The sequence below is a fragment of the Anaerobacterium chartisolvens genome (genome assembly GCF_003337415.1).
Classification (GTDB): Bacteria; Bacillota; Clostridia; order Acetivibrionales; family DSM-27016; genus Anaerobacterium; species Anaerobacterium chartisolvens.
On sequence record NZ_QPJT01000022.1, the window covers coordinates 20,807 to 42,396 of the forward strand.

Here is a 21,590-nt window from a genome sequence, read left to right on the forward strand (position 1 = left end):
TATGACATTTTTAAAGAGCTAATCTACATATTTAAATGGTTGTTTGTTAAAAATAACAATTGAAATATGCAGCCGCAAGAAGGGGGTAAATATGGCAACACCAGTAATTATGCCAAGACAGGGGCAATCGGTAGAAAGCTGTATTATAGCTAAGTGGTACAAAAAAAAGGGTGATAAGGTGCAGCCGGGAGACATTCTGTTCACGTATGAGACAGACAAGGCCACCTTTGACGAAGAGGCCAAGATAGGAGGGACTCTGCTGGAGCTCTTTTTTGAAGAGGGCGATGATGTTCCGTGCCTTGTTAATGTATGTGTAATAGGAAATGAAGGAGAAAGCGTTGATGAGTTTAATCCAAATGCCGGACAGCCGGGACAGGAGGAAGACAAGAAGGATAGTGCGGAGGTAAAAAAAGAGTATGAGGGTGAGGAAGTGCCTGACCTAAATACTGGGGCTGTACCTAATGGGGACAGGGAGCTGAAAATTTCTCCCAGAGCCAGAAATATGGCCCAAAGGGCGGGGGTTGACTACAGGCTTGCCGGCGGGACGGGCCCTCAGGGAAGGATTATTGAGAGGGATATTGTTTACCTAAGAGAAAATGGCCCTGTTTTAACCTCTGCTGCCAGAAATGAGTACATGAATACGGAGGGAGTGCAGCTTCCGTCAGGTACGGGGCTGGGGGGAAGGATTACTACGGCAGACTTAAGCGCTCCGGCACATGCCGCGGCGGGAGCGCCTGTGCGGAGCAGTGAGGCAAGGCCTGATTATGAGGAAGTAAAGTTGACTAATATAAGAAAAGTGATTGCAAAGGCAATGCACCATTCTATAAGCTCGACCTGCCAGTTAACCTTGAATACTTCCTTTGACGCAACCGAAATACTTGCATACAGAAAAAAGCTTAAGGAAGGCAGGGATAGGCTTAAGCTTGAAAATATAACCTTAAATGACATAATACTCTATACCGTATCGAGGACAATCTTAAGGCACAGGGATTTGAATGCACATTTCTTAGATGACAGGATGCTCTATTTCAATAATGTTAATTTGGGAGTGGCTGTTGATACCGAGAGAGGTCTTATGGTTCCGACAGTGTTTAATGCAAACTTAAAATCGTTGAATGAAATATCTTCAGAGGTCAAAAGAATAGCCGAGGAGTGCCAGAAGGGCACTGTAAACCCCGACCTTCTTAAGGGAGGCAGCTTTACCATAACGAATCTGGGAACCATGGATATAGAGTCGTTCACTCCTGTGCTCAATGCACCTCAGACAGGTATTTTAGGCATCAACACCATTATACAGAGGGCGAGAGAGGTAAAGGGAGAGTATGTATACTATCCCGCAATGGGATTATCCCTGACCTTTGACCACAGGGCGCTTGACGGAGCACCGGCAGCAAGGTTCCTTCAGGATTTGAAGGCGGGCCTTGAAAATTTCAGCATTTTGCTTGCAAAATAAGGGGAGAATATTATGGTATATGACTTGATTGTGATAGGCGGCGGCCCCGCAGGATATCTGGCGGCTGAAAGAGCCGGACATGCGGGGCTCAATACCCTTCTGGTTGAAAAAAGATTTGTGGGGGGGGTGTGCCTTAACGAGGGCTGCATACCTTCAAAGGCCCTCTTGTATTCCGCGAAGGTGCTGGATTATGCCAGGCACGGCGAGAAATATGGTGTTACGGCTCAAAACGTAGTTTTTAACCATGAAGCTGTTATTGCAAGGAAGAACAAGGTTGTAAAAACTCTTGTATCGGGAATTAAGAGCAAGCTTAAAAAGAATAAGGTTACCGTTGTTGAGGGAAATGGAAGTATTTGCGGCAAGAGCCCCGAGGGCTACCAGCTAAAGGTGAATGACCAATTATACACAGGGAAAAGGCTTCTTGTTGCAACAGGCTCCATGCCTGTAATACCTTCCATTCCGGGGGTAAGGGAGGGTATGGAAAAGGGCACCGTTATGACCAACAGAGAAATACTGGACATCAACGAGGTGCCATCATCTCTCGTAATTGTAGGAGGGGGAGTAATAGGGCTGGAAATGGCCTCTTATTTCAACTCGGCGGGAAGCCGAGTAACAATAATTGAAATGCTTGACCGCATAGGAGGCTATACAGACAGGGAGATTTCCGAAATTCTCATGAAGAATTACGAGAAGAAGGGAATTGAATTCAAGCTGGGCTGCAGGGTGGTTGAGGTAAAGGACGGCTCGGTGGTATACGAGTGCAACGGCGAAAGGCTGTCTTCCCCTGCCGAACGGGTGCTTATGAGTATAGGAAGAAGGCCTGTAACCGAGGGCCTTGGGCTTGAGACAATAGGTGTAGAGCTTGAAATGGGAGGCATAAAAACCGATGAAAGGGGCAAAACCAATATTCCCGAGGTCTATGCGGCAGGGGACGTAAACGGACGCTCTATGCTGGCGCATACCGCATACCGTGAGGCAGAGGTTTGTATAAACAATATCCTGGGCAAAAAGGATATCATGAGATATAATGCCATTCCATCGGTCATATACACAAACCCCGAGGTGGGCTGCGTGGGTGAGACGGAGGAGACTGCAAAGCAAAAGGGAATTGAGTACGAGGCCGCTAAAATCTCAATGATGTACAGCGGAAGGTATGTCGCTGAAAATGACGGCGGAGACGGAATATGCAAGATTATAGTGGACAAAAAGCATAAAAAGCTTATTGGTGTCCATATGATAGGGAGCTATGCCTCCGAAATTATTTACGGAGCAGGTATTATGATAGAAACAGAGATGATGGTGAAGGATATAAAGGAAGTGGTATTCCCTCACCCGACTGTCTGTGAGGTTATAAGAGAAGGAATATTTGAGCTTTAACTATATAATTATTAAAGTGAGGTTTTCATTATGCCAAAGTCGCAGTTTATTGACCCCAGTGAAGTGAGGAAAAGCGGAAAGATTATATTTAAGGATATCCCCGTAAACCAGTATGAAAAAACCATAGATCAGGAAAAGGAGAATTTTTCTACTGAGGATTTTTTAAGAATTTACAGGGATATGGCTGTTATCAGGGAATTTGAGACCATGCTGAACGCCATAAAAACTACAAACGAATATAATGGCATTCAATACAACCATCCCGGGCCTGCACACTTATCAACAGGGCAGGAGGCCTCTTCGGTAGGACAGGCATATTTGCTTGACAAGGACGATTATATATTCGGATCGCACAGAAGCCACGGAGAAATTCTTGCAAAGGGGCTTTCGGCCATTGAAAAGCTTAGCGACAAAGAATTGCTTGAAATAATGGAAAGCTTTTTCGACGGGGCAATATTAAGAGTTGTTGAAGGAAAACAAAAGAACAAGGGCAGCGTAAAGGAGCTTGCGATAGATTTCCTTGTATACGGTACCCTGGCTGAAATTTTTGCACGTGAAACGGGCTTTCATAAAGGTCTGGGGGGATCTATGCACGCCTTCTTCACCCCCTTCGGAATTTATCCCAACAACGCCATAGTAGGCGGCTCGGCCGACATATCTGTGGGAGCCGCGCTGTACAAGAAGGTAAACCGCAAAAAGGGAATAGTAATTGCTAACATAGGCGATGCCTCAATGGGCTGCGGGCCGGTGTGGGAAGCTCTTTGCATGGCTGCGATGGACCAGTATAAGCTGCTTTGGGAGGGTGAGCATAAAGGAGGACTTCCATTTATACTGAACTTCTTCAATAACCAGTATGGCATGGGCGGGCAGACGACAGGAGAGACTATGGGCTACAACATGCTTGCAAGAGTGGGAGCGGGAGTAAACCCGGAACAGATGCATTCTGAAAGAATAGACGGGTACAACCCTCTGGCTGTTATAGATGCAATAAAGAGAAAGAAAAAGATACTGGAAGAAAAGAATGGGCCGGTAATGCTGGATACCCTCACCTATAGAACCACAGGACATTCCCCTTCGGATGCGTCAAGCTACAGGAGCAAGGAGGAAATCGAGCTGTGGGCCGGGAACGATTCTCTGGAAGAGTATATGAATAAGCTCATTAAAGCAGGGGTTGCGGCCAAAGAGGAATTTGACGCCATTGGGGAAAATGTAAGAGAGCTTATGACTAAAGTATGCAAGCTTGCGGTGGATGACAGTGTTTCTCCAAGAATGGATCTCATGAAAAGGCCGGACAGCATTTCGGGGCTGATGTTTTCAAACCAGCGTGTTGAAAAAATGGAGGACAGGGAATGTGATGTGTTGATCTCCAAGGAAGAAAACCCAAGGGTACAGCAGATAAAGAAAAAAATCAGGGTGGGCATTGAAAACGGAAAGCCTGTTTCCAAGAACAGGGTTTACCAGTTCAGAGATGCTGTTTTTGAAGCAATGCTTGACAAGTTCTACACAGACCCCACGCTGATAGCATATGGAGAGGAGAACAGGGACTGGGGAGGAGCCTTTGCGGTATACAGGGGGCTCACCGAAGCGCTTCCCTATCACAGGCTTTTTAATTCTCCCATTTCAGAGGCGGCTATTGTAGGATCGGCTGTAGGGTATGCTCTGTGTGGAGGGAGAGTGGTTGTCGAGCTGATGTACTGCGACTTTTTGGGAAGAGCGGGAGATGAGATATTCAACCAGCTTTCCAAATGGCAGTCGATGAGCGCTGGCGTGCTGAAAATGCCTGCCGTCGTAAGGGTTTCGGTAGGCTCCAAATACGGGGCCCAGCATTCACAGGACTGGACATCGCTGTGCGCGCATATACCGGGGCTGAAGGTTGTATTCCCCGTCACTCCGTATGATGCAAAGGGGCTTATGAACAGCGCGCTTATGGGGACGGACCCTGTAATATTCTTTGAAAGCCAGAGGCTTTACGACATAGGAGAGATGTTCCACTCAGAAGGGGTGCCCGAGGGCTATTACGAGATACCTATTGGAGAGCCTGATATTAAAAAGCAGGGCAGCGACATTACCATACTTACAATAGGCGCTACCCTTTACACTGCCATGAACGCCGCCAAGATACTTGAGGAAAAGTACGGCATGTCCGCCGAGGTTATAGACGCAAGATCAATAGTGCCCTTTAACTATGAAAAGGTTATTGAGTCGGTGAAAAAAACGGGAAGAATTGTGCTGTCCAGCGATGCGTGTGAAAGAGGCTCGCATTTGAAGGACATAGCGCAAAACATAAGTGAGATGGCATTTGATCACTTAGACGCACCTCCGGTTGTAGTGGGGGCAAAAAACTGGATTACTCCTGCTCATGAGCTTGAGGAGCATTTCTTTCCGCAGCCAGAGTGGATAATTGACGCGATACATGAAAAAATTGTACCTTTAAAGGGACATACTGCAAAAAATAATTTTACTGTAAATGAGCAGATGAGAATAAGCAAAGCAGGGATATAGCTTAATGCTTTAAACAGACTCCGCACCAAAAATGTTTTTGCCTTGCTTTGGCTTATCGGGCGTATTTTGAATATTAAGGTTGAGATTCGGGTTAAGTAATGTTAACATATTATATGGAATAAATTAGATTATATTGACCTTAATCTTGCCTTAAAGCCTTTATTCCGGCATAAACCCATGGCATAGACGGTTAATATTATGGAGTGTGATTGCGTGGTTAATGAGCGGCAGCAGCAGATATTGCAGATACTTGAAAACAAAGGAGAAATCCAGCTTCAGCAGTTGAAGATCATCTTTCCGGCTATATCAATGATGACCTTAAGGAGAGATTTAATAAGCCTTGAGGGTGACGGGTACCTTATTCGAACACACGGGGGAGCTGTCAGCAAGAAAAAGCTGTCGGGAATAAGCGGTGAGGAGGATGCTTACTCAAGAAGGGCTGCTGAAAACATGGAGGCCAAAATGAGGATTGCCGAAAAGGCCTGCGGAATGGTTGAAAAGGGGAGATCTGTCTATTTTGATTCTGGCAGCACGCTTATGTGTCTGGCCCAAATGATTAAGGATGACAATTTTTCCATATTGACCAGCGGTATAAACATCTCACTTGAGCTTGTGAAAAAGAGCAGGATCTCTGTGGTTACGCTTGGTGGGCTGGTAAACAGGAATACGCTGTCGGTTTCAGGGCCTAATGCTATGGATTTGCTGGGCACAATAAATATCGACCTTGCGTTTATGTCTGCATCGGGCTTTTCAATAGACAGCGGCTTTACAATTTCAAATATCTATGAATGCGAGCTCAAAAGGAAAGTGGTAAGGCGGGCAAAAAAGGTTATAATGCTGATGGACAGCAGTAAGATTAATAAGGATCTGCCCTTTACGTATGCCGGGCTTGAGGATCTGAACATGTGGGTGTGTGATAAGCCTCTTTCGGCTGAATTGGAGGAGGAGACAAAGAAATTCAGGATAGAAATTGTTTAAATATTCAGAGCAGTTTATGCAGTTAATAAAAAGCAAATTACCAAGATATCAATATATCAAGATATCAAGATATTTAGGAGGTATTATATGTGTCAGACTGGTGGTAGGCTAAAAGGGCAGGTCGCAATTGTCACAGGCGGAGCTCAGGGGCTTGGGGAGGCTCTGGCTCAGAGGCTTGATGCCGAAGGCTGCAAGGTTGTTGTGGCTGACATAAATCTGGATGCGGCGCAAAAAGTTGCGGACGGGCTTTGCGATGCAACAGCCGTGAGGGTGGATGTATGCGACGAGGATCAGGTGCAGGCAATGACAGATGCTGCGGTTCAAAAATACGGCAGGCTTGATTTGCTTGTGTCAAATGCGGCAATACTTATCGCAAAGCCGGCAGTTGAGTTTCCACATGAGCAGTGGCGCAAAATGATGGATGTAAACCTTGTGGGATATTTCCTTTGTGCAAAGGCGGCAGCCAATGCAATGATTCCCAATAAGAAGGGCAATATTATACAGATAAACAGCAAATCGGGCAAAAAGGGCTCGTATAAAAATTCTGCATACGCCGCGGCAAAATTCGGGGGCATAGGCCTCACACAGAGTTTGGCGCTTGAGCTTGCGGAATACGGAATAAGAGTCAACGCAATTTGCCCGGGAAATCTCTTAAATTCACCTCTCTGGAATTCCGGACCCAACAGTCTTTTCAAGCAATATGCGGCCAATCAGGGAATAACAGAGGAACAGGTAAGGCAAAAGTATTTAAGTCAGGTTCCGTTAGGAAGAAGCTGTGAGTATGAGGACATTTCCAATGCAATGGTGTTTCTGGCATCGGATCAGGCCTCCTATATGACAGGGCAGGCCATTAACGTAACAGGCGGGCAGGAAATGAGATAGCATACGGAATATTCTTTGGAGGACGCTATGAGTGATAGATATTTGCGGGATATTGAGCTTTTGAATGATAACAATGTCAATGTAAGGCTGTCGAGCCTCAAAAATCTTATAGATGCCGTTAATATGGGAGAACTGCCTCGGCCTGTAAAAGGAAATGATGTAAATAATCATATACACACAATTTATTCCTTTTCCCCATATTCTCCCTCAAAGGCAATATGGATGGCATTTAACGCAGGGCTTACAACGGTGGGAATTATGGATCATGATTCAATAAGCGGTGCGGAGGAATTTATAGAGGCCGGAAGTATTGCAGGAATGGCAACTACCATAGGAGCAGAGTGCAGGGTTGACTTCTCCGGCACTCCCTTAAAGGGCAGAAGGATTAACAACCCCGACCAGACCTCGATAGCATATATGGCCATTCATGGCATTCCGCACACACAGATTGGTGTGGTAAAGGATTTCTTTGCCCCCTTTGCAAGGGAGAGAAACAAGCGTAATGCTTTGATGCTTGAAAGGATTAATTCTTATCTGCGGGACTTTGACATTAAATTAAGCTTTGAAGAGGATATAATACCCCTGTCCAAAAGCAGCGAAGGGGGAAGCATAACTGAAAGACATATTCTCTTCGGTCTTTCTAAAAAGCTTATAGAGCTGTTTGGGAAGGGTGAGAGACTGACGGCCTTTTTAAAGGATAAATTGAAGCTGGAAATAAGCTCTAAGATATTGGGGCTTTTGACTGACGGAAATAATCCTTATTATGATTATGATTTGCTGGGGCTGCTTAAGGGAGAGCTTGTGTCACACTTTTATATAGACGCTGCTTTGGAATGCCCTCCTGTGGAAGAAGTAATCGCACTGTGCAACAGAATAGGGGCAATTGCGGCATATGCATATCTTGGCGATGTGGGGGATTCGGTAACGGGGGATAAAAAGAGCCAGAGGTTTGAGGATGAGTACCTGGAGCTGCTTTTTAAGGTTATAAAGGAGCTTGGATTCCATGCGGTGACGTATATGCCTTCAAGGAACACCATAGTTCAGCTTAAAAGGCTGAAAAAATTGTGCGGAGAATTCGGCTTTTTTGAGATAAGCGGAGAGGATATTAATTCTCCCAGACAGTCGTTCGTATGCAGTGCGTTAAGAAATGAGGAATTTAAAAATCTTATAGATTCCACCTGGGCTTTGATAGGGCATGAAAGAGCGGCTGCCGAAGCACTGGAAAACGGTATGTTTTCCGCTCAGACGATAGAAAAATATCCCAAGATTAATCAGAGAATCGAAATATATAAGAATATAGGCCGGGGAGGCCTTTAGGCAGAAAAGTAAAATACAATCGCAAGCGTAAGCACTGTCCGCGAAATACACAGGGACAGTGCTTTTTTGCGTAAATAATGAAAAAATTTCACACTGTGTTAATTTTTGAGGAACTTTAAGCATAAACATAAGTCTAATTAATTACAAACCAAATTAAACTAAGAAAGAGGTGTAATACGTTGAAGAAAAAAATTGCTTTGCTATTGACGGTTATTATGCTGTTTGCGGCCATGATACCGCTACAGGCTTTTGCAGCAGAGGATAAAGGACTTGAGAAGGCTATTACTGCCGCGAGAGAAAAATTCAGTATTCCTGCAAACTATATTTTTACACCCGAGAGCTACATAGATAACGGCAAAAAAGTGTGGAACCTCAATTGGAGCAGCAAGACAGGAGAAGACGGAAGAATAAGCGTAACTGTCAGTGAGGATGGTGCCATTTTAGGCTATGACAAATACGTGCCTGTGGATCACTCAAAGAGGAGGTTTCCCAAGCTAAGCAGGCAGGAGGCGGAGGTAAAGGCGGAAGAGTTTATAAAGAATGTAAACCCTTCGGTACTTTCGCAGCTTAAGCTTCAGGAAAACAATTATAGCTCTTTTAAGGAGTATTCTTATTATTTTAATTATGTGAGGACTGTAAAGGGAATACCATTTTACCAAAATAATGTAAACTTAAGTGTGGATACAGATACGGGAGAGGTAAGAAGCTATTATATCAATTGGTCGGATGAGCTTGCTTTCCCCGGTGCGGGCAAAAAGATAGATATGGATGCTGCTAAAAAGGCTTACGTTGATAAGCTGGGGCTAAAACTTGTCTACAGGTATACCTCAGAGGGTGAAAAGCTCAAGTTTTACTCGGTATACACTCCTAAATACAGTGATATCTTTGCTATTGACGCGTTCACAGGAGAGAAGATACAGCTTAACGACATGTATTACGGAGCATTTGGAAGAGGAGGCGAATATGATACAGCAACCAAAGAAGCTGCAATGGTTGCAGGGGAGGTACAGCTTACCCCGGATGAAATTAACGCGGTGCAGGACATGTCGGGACTTATAAGTCAGGAAAAAGCGGTTGAGACGGCAAAGGGAATAAAGCCTTTAAAGCTGACTGACGAATACAAGCTCACAAATGCCAACCTCTCTAAAAGCTGGCCAGACAGGCAGCAATACATATGGTACCTTAAATTTACAAAAAATTCTGAAAAGGGCAATGAGAGGTATTATTATGCGTCGGCTTCGATAAATGCGAAAACAGGTGAAATAATAAGCTTTGACAGGAATGTGCCTTATAATGAAGCTGATAAAGCGAAATACAGCAAGGATGATGCAAAGAAGGCTGTGGAAAAATTTTTGGGAGAGCTTGCGCCTGAAAAATTTAAGCAGACTGAGTATAATGAGGACAGCGAAATATATTACCCTGTGTACAAGGAAGCAGACAATGACGCTAAGGAATTTAGCTTTAGCTATACAAGAAAGGTAAACGGAATTCAAATCCCGGACAATTCCATAAGCGCGGGATATGATGCAGTAAACGGAGAAATTACAAGATTTAATATGAGCTGGTTCGGGGCAAATTCGGATTTCCCCGGTGTAAGCAACGTGCTTTCAACTGACAAGGCATATGAAAGGCTGTTTGCTGATATAGGCCTTGAATTGCAGTATAAGGCACAATACTCCGAAGTAGATTATTTAAAGAGCAGCATGCCGAGGAATACCAACGCTGAGGTTAAGCTGATTTATTCACTTAAGCTGGGCAAGCCGCAGTATCTGGATTCACGTACCGGCGATATACTGGACTATGACGGCAAAAAGTTCAAGGAAAACAAGCCTGTGGAATACACAGATATAGATACGCACGCAAATAAAAAGGAAATCATGGTGCTTAGTGAATATGGAGTGTCGCTGCAGGGCCCTGAGTTTAAGCCGGACAGCAGCATTACACAGCTGGATTTTATGACGCTGCTTTGCAAGACGTTGAATTACCATGGAGCTAATGTAACCAGTGACAGCAGCAGTGCCGACATTGATGCCATGTACAGCTTCCTGATAAGGGAAGGAGTGCTGAAGAAGTCTGAAAAGGCTCCTAAGTCTGCCGTTTCCAAAGAGGATGGCGTAAAGTATATAATAAGGGCCATGAAATATGACAGGGTAGCAGAGCTTAAGGGAATATTCAAGAGCAGCTTTAAAGACATTGATAAGGCAAGCGCAGATCTTATCGGGTATATTGCCATAGCTGAAGGAATGGGGATAGCGAAAGGAAGCGACGGAAATTTCGGGCCTAAGGGGCTCCTCACAAGAGCACAGGCAGCCGTAATGATTTATAACTACCTGATGGCTTGATGTAATATAAAACGATAAATAAAAAACGGCCTCACCTATATAAAGGAAGGCCGTTTTTTTGTACTTTTCACAGCTAGGCCTTACAATAATTTTACATATAAACAAAACAAATAACATTGAAATTAATTAGGGGAATATATATAATAAACATAAAACGATACAAAAAATATAATTATATACAGAAATTTGAGGTGTTATTTATAGGTAATATAAAGAGGTGCATAGGCTTTTGAACGGAGTTATTAAATTTTTAAACGAGTATCCGGTATTTTACGTAATAATTATAATATTTTCCATTGCATTAATTTATTCGGCAGGTAAAGGCATAGGCAGTATTATAGCTGAATTGGTTTACTATGTAAGGCATTAAGCGTAAGGATTTCCTTCAAAAAATCTAAAAGAGAGAGGAGGTGTAAAAATGACAGGTTTTATAGAGCTTAGAGATGAAGAACTGTGCGACGTAAACGGGGGGGTAATTCCCATACTTGCAGCGGCAGGGGCTGTTGCAGCGGTAGGAGGAGTATTTTATCTGGGCTGCCAGTGTGGAGAGTACATAGGTAAGGCTATTTACTATGCTACTCACAAGTAAAGCTATCTATTATTCTACTCATTTAGTTTTTAATTTAAAGGAGGTTTTGTTACAATGAATTTAATAGAAGTAAAAGGGTTCTCAGAATTGACTGAGGGCGAGCAATTAGATGTGCAGGGAGGCGTTGCGCCTTTGGTTGTTGCAGGAGTAGTTGTAGGAGCAGTATTTGTCGGAGGTCTTGTCGTAGGGGCTATAGTAGGATACAATGAGGCAAAAAGAAATGCTGCGAAATAATATGAATGCAATAATTGGATTTATAAACGAGTATCCGTTTTTTAAGGTTTCATTAATAGTAATAGCGTTTTCTATTGAGCTGTTGATTGCTTTAAAAATAGGAGACTCAATAGGAAGATTTGTCTATTACATAAAGCATGGCTAGCGGCCTGTAACCAAAGAGTAGCTTCCTGCAAACAAGGTGTTAATGTTTAACTCAACAACTGCATAATTTAAAACAAATGCCGCAGATGTTTTTGGTCTGCGGCATTTGTTTTAATGTTTTTGGCAGCTTAAATATATCAGACTGCTTGAAGAACAATGAAAAAGCCTATACCTTAAAAATTATATTGACTATGATTCAGGTAATATATAGAATAAAATGTAGGAAATTATGAAGCTGGATAATTTATTCAGTTATTGTGGCGATTTTTAAAATTATCTTTATGGCAAAATTCTCATCTGAAAGTTTTCCGTAAAGCACCGGAGGATGGGTACTAATGATTAAAGGCATATTTAAAAAATATATCTGCATCAGGCAGCATGACATTACCGATTGCGGGGCGGCGTGCCTTGCTACAATATCAAAGCAGTACGGGCTTAAAATTCCCATAACCAAAATACGCGAGGTGGCGGGAACTGATAAGATGGGCACAAATGCCTATGGCTTGATAAAGGCCGCTCAAAAGCTGGGCTTTACCGCCAAGGGAGTAAAGGGAACGCAGGAAAACTTTTTCAGTGAGTTTCCCCTCCCTGCCATTGCACATGTGGTGGTTGACGGCTCACTTCTGCACTATGTTGTGCTGCATAGGATTGATAAAAAGCAAATACTTGTTGCAGATCCGGGGAAGGGCTTGGTAAGGTATACGCCTGAAGAATTCTTTAAAATGTGGACAGGAGTACTGATTTTGATGGTTCCCGGCGCACAATTTGAAAAGGGAGATGAAACCAAGGGTATATTTTCCAGATTCTTTGGGCTGCTGAGGCCCCAGAAAAAACTGGTTTTTAATATTTTTCTGGCTTCTTTGGTTTATACTGTGCTTGGAATATTGGGCTCGTTTTACTTCAAGTTTTTAATGGACGACATACTTCCGTACAATTTGGGAAAAAGCCTGCTGGTGATATCTATAGGGGTAGTGGCTTTAAACCTGTTTAAGATAATACTCAATGCCTTCAGGGCGCACCTTCTTTTGTACCTTAGCCAGAAGCTTGACATATCCTTAATTCTTGGATACTACCGGCACGTGCTTGAGCTGCCCATGAGCTTTTTCGGAACCAGAAAGGTAGGAGAGATTATTTCCAGATTTATGGATGCCTCCAAAGTAAGAGAAGCAATATCGGGAGCCACCTTGACTATCATGATAGACACGCTTATGGCGGTTGCCGCAGGAGTTATGCTATATGCGCAAAGCCCTGTGCTTTTCGGTATTACCGTGGTTATGGTGGTTATGTATGCCATTATCGTATTTGCCTTCAACAAGCCCATAAGAGACATTAACAGGGAGCAGATGGAAGATAATTCTCAGCTTACCTCATATCTGGTGGAATCCCTCAATGGAATTGAAACGGTAAAGGCGTTTAATGCTGAGGGTGAGGTCAATATAAACACTGAAAAGAAATTTATCAAGCTGTTGAGGTCGGTATTCAAGGGGGGATGGATAGGAAATTTTCAATCCTCACTTACCGGCTTTATTGCGTCAGTTGGAGGAATAATAATACTATGGGCGGGGACGTATAATGTTATGAAGGGGGAAATATCGGTGGGGCAGCTCCTTACATTTAACGCCCTGCTGGCCTATTTTCTTGATCCTCTTCAAAACCTTATAAACCTTCAGCCTATGATGCAGACTGCTATAGTGGCATCCGACAGGCTGGGGGAGATACTTGACCTTGAGCTTGAGAAAACAGGGAATGAGGACGGAAAGGTCAACCCCTCATCATTAAAGGGAGCTGTCGAATTTAAAAACGTAGATTTCAGGTACGGCACAAGGCAGCTTGTCCTAAAGAACATAAGCCTCAATGTGGCGCAGGGTGATAAGATCGCGCTTGTGGGAGAAAGCGGCTCCGGCAAGACCACGCTTGTCAAGCTGATAATGAATTTTTATCCCTGGGAAAAGGGAGATATATTAATAAACGGCTATAATATTAAAGATATAAATATTGAAAGCTTAAGAGACAGAATAGCATACATATCTCAGGACATCTTTCTTTTCAGCGGGACAATAAGAGATAACCTTTGTCTGGGCACTGAAAATGTCTCTATGGAGGAGATAATAGACGCGGCAAAAATGGCTAAGGCTCATGATTTTATAAATGACCTTCCCCTAAGGTATAACACAATGCTTGAAGAAAACGGTGCAAACCTGTCGGGAGGGCAGAAGCAAAGGCTGGCTATTACCAGGGCAATACTAAGGAAGCCTGACATACTCATAATGGACGAGGCAACCAGCAATTTGGACTCTATTACCGAAAAGGCCATAGAAAAGACAATAAATGAGTTTACCGATGGAATTACAACCTTTATAATAGCTCACAGGCTCAGCACCATTATGCGTTGCGATAAAATATATGTTATGGACAAGGGGGAATTTTCAGAGAGCGGAAGCCATGATTATCTTATGAATAAAAAGGGAATATACTACAACCTGTGGAAGGAGCAGCTTCCTGACATTGCAAGGGGAGAGGCTGCCGCATCGAGGGAAGGGGGAGAGGATGGGCAATGAAAACGGTTATACAGGAAATAAGTGATATAACGGAGAGCAGGGAGCTCATGGAGTCTGGGCCGCATCCTTTTGTGAACGGCTTCATATACATTTTCATAGCAATAATTGTCGGGGCTGCGATATGGGCATATTTTGGAGAAATAGACGATTATGTCAAAGCAAATGGAGTCATAAGGCCAAATGAAAAAATAAGCAGTATAAAAAATAAGGTAGACGGAAAGGTGGATAAAAATTTTCTTGAGGAGGGAAAAAGCGTTAAAAAGGGGGATATCCTGTTTACAATCGAATATATGAGCTTAGAGCTGGAAAGGAATACCGCCGTAAAGGAGCTTGATAAGGCAAGGGAAGAGCTTAAGAATACAATAAAGCTAAAGAAGAGTATTGTGGATGAAAAAAACTATTTTAATCCTGACTTGCAAGAAGAAAAGACCTACTACAACAGGTATTTAAAATACATAACCGATCTGGAGGTTCAGACCAAGCAGGCCAACATTGACAGCAGTAGCGTAAAAGGCATTTTGGACCAAAATAACGGACTCAATACACTTAGAGAGTGTGTAAAGCAGAACAGGGATCTTTTTGCCGAGAGGGATAGTATATATTATACAAAGTATAAGAGCTATCTCCTGAATATCGAGAGGCTGGAGGATGTTATAGTACAGAAAAGGGCAGACTATGATAATGTCGAGGTTCTGTACGAATCGGGGGCTTCCAGCAGAATGGAAATTGATAATGCTTTAAAGGCTTTAAAAAGTGCCGAGATGGATGTGGAAAAGTATAAGAGAGAGTTTTTACTGGGCATTGACATTGACATTGATGAAAATTCCAAGCTGCTGCAGAAGCTGGAGATAGGCATCAAAAGCACGGAACACGGCACGGGGGGAATAGATCTGCAAAAGTACAGGATAGATGCTCTGGTGCAGCTAGACAGCGATACCGCCTTACTTGAGAAGAGCATAGAAAAGCTGGAGGACAGCATTGAAAGCATAGAGATGAGAATTAGAGATTGCAGTATCACAGCCCCCATAGACGGAGTAATAAATATATATGACGAAATTAATACAGGGGATTTACTTCAGGCGGGAGCGGAGGTGGCAGCCATTGTACCTCCGGCCGATTCAAAGTACAAGGTGCAGATATATGTGAAGGATTCCGACATAGCAAACATTCAAAAGGGTCAGCAAATTAAGTACCACCTTTCGGCACTTCCGTACAGAGAGTATGGGGAGCTGACGGGGGTTATAGAAAATATCGGCACCGATGCAAAGATTGATCAGACAGGCGGAGTCAGCTACTATATAGTAGATGCGGCTATTGAAAACAGACCTCTGTACAGCTATAAGGGTAAAATGGCTGAAATCAGAGTGGGTATGACCTGCGAAGCGCAGGTTATCACAAGGACAAAAAAGATATTGTATTATCTGCTTGAAAAAATAAGCCTTCGAGATTGATTAACAGAAAAAACGTTTATGCCGGGCTTTAAAGCAGGATTTTTTACTCGCATGGCGAATTGTATTATTATAGGATGCAGTGTTTTTTAACAGTTCTTAGACATTGTTAGATAATGTTTTAGAGGTGGGTAATATGTTGATTGAAACAAGTATAACCATTGCTTATAGATGTTCAAGCTGCGGCAGCTTTGAGTTCTTTTACCTGCCGTTGTTTAAGCTGTTTGGTGACAGGCATTACCATGCTGCCTGTCGGTGCGGTAAATCAGGCATAACAATCACTCATGAGAATTTGGGACAGAATAATTATAAAATAAAGCTGGGCTGTATAGGATGCGGAATGGATCATGCTCTGGAGCTTAAAAGGAGAGAGCTTTTAAAAAACAAATTAAATGTTTTTTATTGTCCGCATACCGGCATACAGATATGCTTTATAGGAAATGATGAATCTGTAAGAAATAAGGTTGACAGTGTTGAAAGGGAATATGACAGCTTAATAGATAAGCTGGGGTATGACGACTATTTTGAAAATACCCGTGTCATGCTCGATTCGTTAAACCTGATACATGACATAGCGGAATCGGGGAACTTAGGCTGTGAATGCGGAAATAAGGATATAGAGCTCAACTTGCTTTCGGATAAAATATCCTTAAGCTGCAAAAAATGCTCAGGCTTTATAACTATACAGGCTTCTTCCAATGAGGATCTTAAAAATGTTTTGTCGGCAAAAAAGATCATTTTAAAGGCTAAGCTTAAGGATTGCGGCAATCAGAACCCTTCTTAAATGCGGAAAGTAACCGCAAAAATGTTTTTGTAAATTGGCAAAATGCTCTTAACAAGCTGATAAAACTATTTTTTGGGTAAAAATTTATGCTGTTTCAGGTTGACAAATATCATCTTTAATGCTATAATTCTCCCAATAGTATTCGAATGTCCTTCCTAAATATTTGCATAGAAAGTAGTTTTATAGGAAAATATATTTAATCTCAGATTTTAGCTGCCGAAAATTTGTTAGTTCTGTTTGAGATCTGGCGTTTTCCGTTTTGGAATTACACTTTGCAAAAGCTAGCTGGAAAAAATTAGCTGCTTAAAGCATATCAGGCATAGGATAGGCTTCCCTAGGAGTTTGTTGCAAGTGTCTACTTGAATGATTTCCCAATAAAATGGCAATAAATATAATTAGGTATTAATAAGGTGGTGGAGTATGGAGGAAATAAATCTGGAACGCAAAACGCTGGAAGACTTGCGTTATATAGCTAAAATGATGAACATTAAAGGAGTATCCAGATGTAAAAGAGAAGAACTTATGAAAAAAATAATTGAGGCAGGTAAAGAAAAAGCATCTGAAGATGGAAGCAGAGATGCTGAAATAATAACTGAGGGAAATGAAGAGGGCACGGCAAAAAAAATAAAAAAATCAGCAAACGAAGAGAAACGGAGGGGAGAAGCCTCCGATGAAAAAAAGATGACAGACATGTTAAATAGGACTCTGCAATCAGAGAAGAAGCCTCAAGGTGCAGAGGAGGAAGTGGTTGTTCTTAGAAAATCTAAGCGGGGAAGACCTGCCAAATCGTCAAAGGGACAAAGCGGTATTTCCGAAGCACAGCCTGAGGCCCAGAGAAGTATTTCTGAGGATGCACAGCAAAATGACAGTATAGAGCCTCCGGCAATGGAACAGGATAAACAGCATAACCGCCCTGAACGCGAAATAAAGCCCGAAGTGAAAAAAATCCTTCCCAGAAAGCGGATAGTGGCTGAAAGAGAAATTAAAAAGCAAGAAGAAGTAAAAAAAGATATAGAAAGCAAAGACAGCGCATATGGCAAAGATACTATACAAGGCAAGGACAATGCACAAAACAAGGACAGGGTGATTACCCCGGTTCCTGTGCCTGATAGAAGTATTGCTGCTGTACAGCCGTCTATTGTCCGTAATTATGAACAGACTTCGATTCCCGCTCCCGCACCTGAGCTTAAGGTATCGGAAGCTCCCAAAGAAGAAATTGAAAAGCAGGAGATCCGTCCCGTACAAAGGCGTTTTGAGCAGAGAAGAGATAATTATAACGGCAACGGCAGTAACGGCTTTGAAAAAATTGAAAGCGACGATCCCGTAGAGGGCGTACTGGAAGTTCTACCCGACGGATATGGATTTTTAAGAAGCGACAATTACTTGTCCGGCCCGAAGGATGTTTATGTGTCACCCTCGCAAATAAGGCGGTTTGGCTTAAGGACAGGGGACAAGGTTAAAGGAAAGGGAAGAATACCTAAGGAAGGCGAAAAATTTCAGGCTCTTTTATATGTACAGACCGTAAATGGAGATTTGCCGGATGTAGCGTCAAAAAGAATATCCTTTGAAAATCTTACGCCTATATATCCTGATAAAAGAATAACCCTTGAAACCTCGCCAAGAGAGATGTCTACAAGGCTGATAGATTTAATTGCCCCAATCGGAAAGGGACAGAGAGGAATGATTGTTTCTCCTCCGAAGGCGGGAAAGACTATTCTTTTAAAGAAAATCGCAAACAGTATAACCGCAAACTATCCTGATATTGACCTTATAGTCCTGCTCATAGATGAGAGGCCTGAGGAAGTAACCGACATGCAGAGGTCAATAAAGGGTGAAGTTATATATTCAACCTTTGACGAGGTGCCGGAGCACCATATAAAGGTTGCTGAAATGGTGTTGGAGAGGGCGCAGAGGCTTGTTGAGCAAAAAAGGGATGTGGTTATTCTCTTAGACAGCATTACAAGGCTTGCCAGAGCTTATAACCTTACCATTCCTCCTACCGGAAGAACATTGTCGGGGGGCTTAGACCCCGGTGCGCTTCATAAGCCGAAGAGATTTTTTGGAGCAGCCAGAAATATTGAATTCGGAGGCAGCCTCACAATTATGGCCACTGCATTAATTGAAACAGGGAGCAGAATGGATGATGTGATTTTTGAGGAATTTAAGGGGACAGGCAATATGGAGCTGCATCTTGACAGGAAGCTGTCGGAAAGGCGTATTTTCCCCGCTATTGACATAAATAAATCGGGTACGAGAAGAGAAGAGCTTTTGTTATCCCAGAAGGAGATTGAGAGCGTCTGGGCTATAAGAAAGGCTATGGGGAATATGGGCACGGGTGAGGTCACCGAGATGCTCATAAACAGGTTTACACAGACAAAAACAAACGACGACTTTGTCAACACTATAAATGTTGCGTTTGTTGAAAAATAGTTATTGCGGCGGAAGTGTTTTTGTGCTACAATATTCTTTGTCTTAAAAATAGTTAAAATATTTTTGATTTATATAATTATACAAGTAAAAATGGGATGTCTGTTTTTACATACTGAAAGAAGGTGAGTTAGGAATGAAAGAAGGAATTCATCCTCAATATGATGAAGTGGTAGTAAAGTGCGCCTGCGGTGAATCATTTACCACCGGCTCAACAAAGAAAAATCTGCGTGTGGACGTATGCTCAAAATGCCACCCTTTCTATACAGGCAAGCAGAAGCTTGTTGATGTCGGAGGCCGTGTTGAGAAGTTTAAGAAGAAGTTTGGGATTGTTGACAACCAATAATCTACAGTATTTAAAAGAATAAGTTTGAAAAGGTAAGATAAAAATGTTAAACTAGAGGCTAAAGGGATATCTTGGCCTCTAGTTTTTTTATGTGTTTTGTATTATAAGATCTCTTTACAAAATTTTAGAAAAGGAGATAGTTATGAAAAAGACTTCTATAGGGGGTAGTGCTTTAATTGAGGGATTAATGATGATAGGTCCTGAAAATGCGGCTATAGCCATTAGAAAATCTGATGGTGAAATTGTAATTGACAAAAGGCCGCTTCCCAAAAAGGACATATTTACAAAGATACCGGTAGTTAGAGGTGTGTTCGGATTTTTCCGTCAAATTGTGCTTACTATGAAGGCAATGATGTATTCGGCGGAATTTGTTGATATAGAGGAAGAGGGTGATGTAAAGCCTTCAAAGATAGATGCATTTTTGGAGAGGGTATTTGGAGACAAGCTTAAGGATGCGGTAATTTACTTTGCGGTTATAGTGTCTATTGCATTTAGCATAGGACTTTTTATATTACTTCCCAATTTGATCGCAACTTTAGTAGTAGTGTCTAAAAACTCAGTGGCATATAACCTTTTTGAAGGACTGATAAGGATAATACTGTTTTTTGCATATCTTTCGCTTTCATCACTTATGAAGGATATACAAAGGGTGTGGCAATATCATGGTGCGGAGCATAAAACCATTCACTGCTATGAGCACGAGGAGGAGCTGACTGTTGAAAACGTCAGGAAGTATACTACAAAGCATCCTCGGTGCGGCACATCCTTTATGTTTCTTGTCATGGTTATAAGCATATTGATATTTTCTCTTCTGCCTGTCGGCGGAGTGCTGTTTAACGCATTGATAAGACTTGCGTTTGTGCCTGTTGTTGCGGGGCTGTCATATGAAGTGCTCAAGTTTGCCGGCCGCAGTGAGTGGAAGATAATGAAGATAATAAATGCCCCGGGGATGTTTTTTCAGGTATTTACCACAAGGGAACCGGATGATTCTCAGATTGAAGTGGCTATTGAAGCATTCAATAATGTAAGGGTTACCGATAAAACTGCGGATAAATGGTGATTTTATGAATGTACAGGATGCTTTGACAAAAGGAATTCAGATTTTGAAGGCTGCGCATATTGAGGCCCCGGCTGTTGAAGCCGGGGTTATACTTTGTGATGTCATAGGATGTGATAAAAGCTTTTTATATGTTCACGGTGATGCCATTGTCGCAAGGGAGGATGCCGAACGCTATTTTGACAAAATAGAGCTGAGGGCAAAAGGAATGCCGGTTCAATATATAACGGGCCGTCAGGAATTTATGTCTCTTGGCTTTACGGTGGGGCCCAAGGTTTTGATACCCAGACAGGACACAGAAATACTGGTGGAAGAAGTGACCCGATATTCTAAGGGTCTTAAGGCCGGAGTACGGATACTCGACATCGGAACCGGCTCGGGGTGCATTGCGGTAAGCCTTGCGTATTATATAAGAGATGCTTTTGTGGTAGCTGTGGATATATCCTGTGAGGCTCTGGAAATTGCGGCCCATAACGCAAGGCTGTCGGGAGTGGACAGCAGCATCAGCTTTATACACAGCGATCTTTTCGGCAGTCTGTGTGCGCCGGCAGGAGATAAGGAGCTGTTTGATATTATAGTATCTAATCCACCGTATATATCCTTGCATGAAATGAAAGGGCTTCAAGCTGAGGTAAGGGATTATGAGCCTGCTTCCGCTCTTTATGGAGGAGCTGACGGTCTGGATTTTTACAGGAAAATAATTACGGAAGCTTGCGGCTTTTTAAAGGCTGACGGACTTTTGGCATTTGAAGTAGGGTATGGACAGGCTGAAGAGGTTGAAAAAATGATGAAGAATAATTATTATGACATTTGCATTATTAAAGATCTCTCGGGAATCAACAGGGTAGTTACCGGAAAGGCCCGTACAAATTGTTAATAAAAGATTTTTTTTTGATTAAAATTGTATACAAAGTTCATTGCAAATCCACCGAAATGGCCTATTTAAGCATGTTTCGCATCATGTCATTTTAATAATGCGAGAAAACCTTATATAAAATACTATTAAAAGAGATAAAGCAGCTTAAACAGTTATTAAGCTTGAATTTATATATTTTATAAAATTGACTTATAATATTGCGCTAACTATAATTTATATGGGATAATGCCTGTAATTTGAGTTTTATAAAGGGGATTTGATTGTGTTTTATAAGC

General features: G+C 42.4%; 18 protein-coding genes. All 18 read left to right on the plus strand.

Translation table 11 applies throughout. The features are described from left to right. The first annotated feature begins 91 nt into the window (after positions 1–91). The 18 genes from DFR58_RS16490 (at position 92) to prmC (ending at position 21,315) form a co-directional block, all read left to right on the plus strand. A complete protein-coding gene (locus tag DFR58_RS16490; protein ID WP_114298957.1) occupies positions 92–1,453 on the plus strand; it encodes a dihydrolipoamide acetyltransferase family protein in 1,362 nt (453 codons plus the stop codon). 12 nt (positions 1,454–1,465) lie between these two features. After that, positions 1,466–2,830 carry a dihydrolipoyl dehydrogenase gene (gene lpdA, locus DFR58_RS16495; RefSeq protein WP_114298958.1) on the plus strand — a complete coding sequence of 455 codons (1,365 nt, stop codon included), beginning with the start codon at positions 1,466–1,468 and terminating at the stop codon, positions 2,828–2,830. A gap of 30 nt (positions 2,831–2,860) precedes the next feature. Further along, the gene (locus DFR58_RS16500) at positions 2,861–5,332 is read left to right on the plus strand and encodes an alpha-ketoacid dehydrogenase subunit alpha/beta (protein ID WP_114298959.1); all 2,472 of its coding nucleotides are present in this window, start codon (positions 2,861–2,863) and stop codon (positions 5,330–5,332) included. A gap of 198 nt (positions 5,333–5,530) precedes the next feature. Beyond that, positions 5,531–6,310: a DeoR/GlpR family DNA-binding transcription regulator gene (locus tag DFR58_RS16505; RefSeq protein ID WP_114298960.1), complete on the plus strand. Its 780-nt coding sequence runs from the start codon at positions 5,531–5,533 to the stop codon at positions 6,308–6,310. Between the two features lie 87 nt (positions 6,311–6,397). Next, positions 6,398–7,192: a sorbitol-6-phosphate dehydrogenase gene (srlD, locus tag DFR58_RS16510; RefSeq protein WP_114298961.1), complete on the plus strand. Its 795-nt coding sequence runs from the start codon at positions 6,398–6,400 to the stop codon at positions 7,190–7,192. A gap of 27 nt (positions 7,193–7,219) precedes the next feature. Beyond that, positions 7,220–8,509: a PHP domain-containing protein gene (locus DFR58_RS16515; RefSeq protein WP_242987686.1), complete on the plus strand. Its 1,290-nt coding sequence runs from the start codon at positions 7,220–7,222 to the stop codon at positions 8,507–8,509. 179 nt (positions 8,510–8,688) lie between these two features. Beyond that, complete coding sequence (locus DFR58_RS16520; protein WP_114298962.1) at positions 8,689–10,851, plus strand: YcdB/YcdC domain-containing protein; 2,163 nt, start codon at positions 8,689–8,691, stop codon at positions 10,849–10,851. A gap of 229 nt (positions 10,852–11,080) precedes the next feature. Further along, the gene (locus DFR58_RS21925; protein ID WP_170138195.1) at positions 11,081–11,221 is read left to right on the plus strand and encodes a hypothetical protein; all 141 of its coding nucleotides are present in this window, start codon (positions 11,081–11,083) and stop codon (positions 11,219–11,221) included. 48 nt (positions 11,222–11,269) lie between these two features. Further along, positions 11,270–11,440 carry a class IIb bacteriocin, lactobin A/cerein 7B family gene (locus DFR58_RS16525; protein WP_114298963.1) on the plus strand — a complete coding sequence of 57 codons (171 nt, stop codon included), beginning with the start codon at positions 11,270–11,272 and terminating at the stop codon, positions 11,438–11,440. Between the two features lie 54 nt (positions 11,441–11,494). Further along, positions 11,495–11,674 carry a class IIb bacteriocin, lactobin A/cerein 7B family gene (locus tag DFR58_RS16530; protein ID WP_114298964.1) on the plus strand — a complete coding sequence of 60 codons (180 nt, stop codon included), beginning with the start codon at positions 11,495–11,497 and terminating at the stop codon, positions 11,672–11,674. A 1-nt stretch (position 11,675) separates the two neighbouring features. Next, a complete protein-coding gene (locus DFR58_RS21930; RefSeq protein ID WP_207659260.1) occupies positions 11,676–11,819 on the plus strand; it encodes a hypothetical protein in 144 nt (47 codons plus the stop codon). A gap of 334 nt (positions 11,820–12,153) precedes the next feature. Next, positions 12,154–14,376 (plus strand): peptidase domain-containing ABC transporter, encoded by a 2,223-nt coding sequence (locus DFR58_RS16535; RefSeq protein WP_242987687.1) that lies wholly within the window; start codon positions 12,154–12,156, stop codon positions 14,374–14,376. Further along, positions 14,373–15,827, plus strand: coding sequence for a beta-barrel domain-containing protein (locus tag DFR58_RS16540; protein ID WP_114298965.1), 1,455 nt, complete (start codon positions 14,373–14,375; stop codon positions 15,825–15,827). The genes DFR58_RS16535 and DFR58_RS16540 overlap by 4 nt, the downstream gene beginning before the upstream one ends. Before the next feature lie 133 nt (positions 15,828–15,960). Further along, a complete protein-coding gene (locus DFR58_RS16545; RefSeq protein WP_114298966.1) occupies positions 15,961–16,608 on the plus strand; it encodes a hypothetical protein in 648 nt (215 codons plus the stop codon). A gap of 420 nt (positions 16,609–17,028) precedes the next feature. After that, entirely contained in the window at positions 17,029–19,038 is a 2,010-nt protein-coding gene (gene rho / locus DFR58_RS16550; protein WP_114298967.1) for a transcription termination factor Rho, read from the plus strand. A 133-nt stretch (positions 19,039–19,171) separates the two neighbouring features. Then, on the plus strand, positions 19,172–19,381 hold the full coding sequence (rpmE, locus tag DFR58_RS16555) for a 50S ribosomal protein L31 (RefSeq protein ID WP_114298968.1): 210 nt from the start codon (positions 19,172–19,174) through the stop codon (positions 19,379–19,381). Between the two features lie 142 nt (positions 19,382–19,523). Further along, a complete protein-coding gene (locus DFR58_RS16560; RefSeq protein ID WP_114298969.1) occupies positions 19,524–20,441 on the plus strand; it encodes a DUF1385 domain-containing protein in 918 nt (305 codons plus the stop codon). 4 nt (positions 20,442–20,445) lie between these two features. Next, complete coding sequence (gene prmC, locus DFR58_RS16565) at positions 20,446–21,315, plus strand: peptide chain release factor N(5)-glutamine methyltransferase (protein WP_114298970.1); 870 nt, start codon at positions 20,446–20,448, stop codon at positions 21,313–21,315. Positions 21,316–21,590 lie beyond the last annotated feature (275 nt).